Consider the following 2,991-nt stretch of genomic DNA (forward strand, 5'->3'; position numbering starts at 1 on the left):
AAACTCCTTTATTTAAAACTGAAGTTTTGCTATCCTCATATTTTAATAATTTAAAATTAATGAATATAAACAAAAACGAATTTTTATTTCTTCCACTCGGAGGAGTAGGCAGAATTGGGATGAATGTTAGCCTATATCACTACCAAGACAAGTGGATTATGATTGATCTTGGTATTGGTTTTGCCGATGAAACTATGCCAGGTATTGAACTATTAATTGCTGATGTAAGCTTTATTGCTCAAAGAAAAAAGGATTTACTTGGGATAATAATTACGCATGCACACGAAGACCACTGCGGTGCAGTGCCTTACTTGTGGGAAGAATTGCAATGTCCCATATATACAACAAAGTTCACGGTTAATTTTCTCAAGGAGAAACTAAAGGAATTTCGGCTGGAAGGTGTGGTGCCTGTGGAAGAGGTAGATATAAACGGTAGCATAAATTTGGGGCCTTTCACCATTGAGTTTATAAATGTAACTCACTCAATTCCTGAAGCACATTCAATATTAGTTAGCACTGGTGTGGGCAACGCACTCCATACTGGCGATTGGAAATTCGATCCAAAACCTGTTGTTGGGCTAACTTCTAACGTAAGTCGTTTAAAAGAAATTGGCGATAAAGGTGATCTGCTTGCAGCAATTTGTGATTCGACAAACATATTGAGCAAACATAATCCTGAGTCAGAAGGTGAAATTTATAACAATATTTATAACATAATAAGGCAGTCTAAAAAGCTAGTTGCTGTGTCGCTATTTGCTTCAAACGTAGCACGGATTGAAACAATAAGCCAGGCTGCAAAGGAACTGGATAGAAAAGTAGTTTTGCTTGGTAGATCCTTATGGAGAATAGTAAAAGTTGCACAAGATAGTGGTTATTTAACCGATTCTGTTCAATTTCTTGAAGCAAAAGATGTGGCAGACTTGCCAAGGGAAAAGCTATTATTAATCTGCACTGGTTGCCAAGGTGAGCCAATGGCAGCAACCTCAAAACTTGCTTATAAGAGTCACCATGCATTCAAAATGCAACAGGGTGATACAATGATCTTTTCGTCAAAAATCATTCCTGGAAATGAAACTCGTGCACATAACATGCTCAATGCTTTTATTGAGATGGGAGTGGAAGTTGTTACTGAAAAAACGGAGAACATTCATGCTTCTGGGCACCCAGTGAAAGCAGAGCTAAGGGAGATGTATTCTTTGATCAAACCTAAGATGGCTATTCCAGTGCATGGTGAATATATTCACACGCATGTACATGTAAAATTTGCTAAGGAATGTTGTGTGGAAAAAGCAATAATGATTGCACCAGGTGATATCATTAACTTGGAGAATGGAGAAAAAGTTGATTCAATTGATGTTGACTACTTTGGTGTTGATGGTATGTTGCTGCGTTATCCAGAGAGTAGTGTCATAAAAATGCGTAAGAAGATGAGGGATGCAGGAGCTATTGTAGTAACAGCAGTTGTAAACAGAAAAAATAAATTGCTTGCTAAACCAAAAGTATTTGCACCTGGCGTTTTCGGAACAACAGAAGATGCCGCTATCATGCAGAGAATCATAAAAACGGTTGAGTCAGCGTTTAGTTTACAGTCGACAAAAAAAATAAGAAATAAGATTGAGAGCTCAATATTTAGTATCTTAAAGGAATATTTACTAAAGAGACCTATAATTGAAATCCAAATAGAACAGGTATAAAATGAATGAAGTTGCTCATTCAGCTAATATTACTTCTTTCGTTATTTATTCCTTATTTTGCTAAAGCTGCTTTGTATGTTGACATCAGAAAAAACAGTGTTGGTAATATCAGCCTTGTTGTATCCAAATGCAAATGTAAAACAGAGCTAGCAAGTGAATTAAGCGAAAGCATTGCAAAAATAGTTGAGACGAATTTATCTAATTGTGGCTTATTTAATGTAAAACGTGTTACAGAGACTGAAATCACATCTTGGAAAAGCGACGCATCGGTTACAATCAGTTTAAGCGAAGTATCAGGTAAAAACTTGGAGCTATCATTTCGTTTATTTGATGCTTTCACAAAAAGAGAGTTATTTATCCAGTCAATTGTTTTCCCTGCAAAAGACTGGAGAAAAATTGGCCATCTTATTTCAGATGCAATACATGATAGATTAATTGGCGAAAGAGGGCATTTTAACACGAAGATAGCGTACATTGCCGAGGAAAAAGATAGCAATTATAAATCCGTACGCAAAATCGCTGTTATGAATCAAGATGGAAGTGATATAAAATATTTAACAAATGGCGATAAATTTGTGTCAACACCGAGATTTTCGCCAAGTGGGGAGAGTATTGTTTATATTTCATATCTAGATGGTAGAAGCTACATAATATTGAGGAATTTGAAAGACAATGCTGAATCAATAGTTAGGGCATTTGAGGGAGTTATCTCTGCTCCGAGATTTTCTCCTGATGGCAGATCTCTTTTAATCTCTCACTCATCTAATGGTGAAACGAATATATTATCTTTAGATTTAAGTAGTAAACGTACGAAAAAAATTACTAGAAGTTCAGCGATAAGCACTTCTCCCTCTCTTTCTCCAGATCAGAAATACATGGTTTTTAGTTCTGATATAAGTGGAAGTCAGCAGCTATATATAATTGACTTTACTAAAAAAAATAAAAAACCCAAAAGGATTAGTTGTGGAAGTGGAAAATATGCTACCCCTGTTTGGTCGCCAAAAGGGGATCTTATAGCTTTTACAAAGATCCAGTTAGGAAGATTTTACATAGGGGTTATGAAACCAGATGGTAAAGAAGAACGTTTGCTTTCAGAGGGGCATAAAATTGAGTCTCCAGCATGGTTACCAAACGGTAGAGGAATCATTTTCACAAAGACAGAATCACTGAGTAACTCTAAACTGTATTTAGTGGACTTAGTAAAGAAAAATCACAAAATGATTTCTACTCCCACAAATGCCTATTTACCAGATTGGTCTTATTTTTAGGATCTTTTTCCTTGGGTAGTTTTGATCTT

The 2,991-nt window shown here is 35.9% G+C and carries 2 protein-coding genes; both read left to right on the forward strand.

Annotated features, from left to right (window positions below; translation table 11 throughout):
* Positions 1-59: 59 nt before the first annotated feature.
* Positions 60-1,694: a ribonuclease J gene (locus HET73_RS06785; protein WP_174134247.1), complete on the forward strand. Its 1,635-nt coding sequence runs from the start codon at positions 60-62 to the stop codon at positions 1,692-1,694.
* Between the two features lie 5 nt (positions 1,695-1,699).
* Positions 1,700-2,962: a Tol-Pal system protein TolB gene (locus tag HET73_RS06790; protein ID WP_174133369.1), complete on the forward strand. Its 1,263-nt coding sequence runs from the start codon at positions 1,700-1,702 to the stop codon at positions 2,960-2,962.
* Positions 2,963-2,991: the final 29 nt, after the last annotated feature.

The organism is Wolbachia endosymbiont of Atemnus politus (assembly GCF_013309895.1).

Coding starts and splice junctions, on each gene's coding strand:
- HET73_RS06785 (WP_174134247.1), top strand. CDS start 60: ATGAATATAAACAAAAACGAATTTTTATTTCTTCCACTCGGAGGAGTA.
- HET73_RS06790 (WP_174133369.1), top strand. CDS start 1,700: ATGAAGTTGCTCATTCAGCTAATATTACTTCTTTCGTTATTTATTCCT.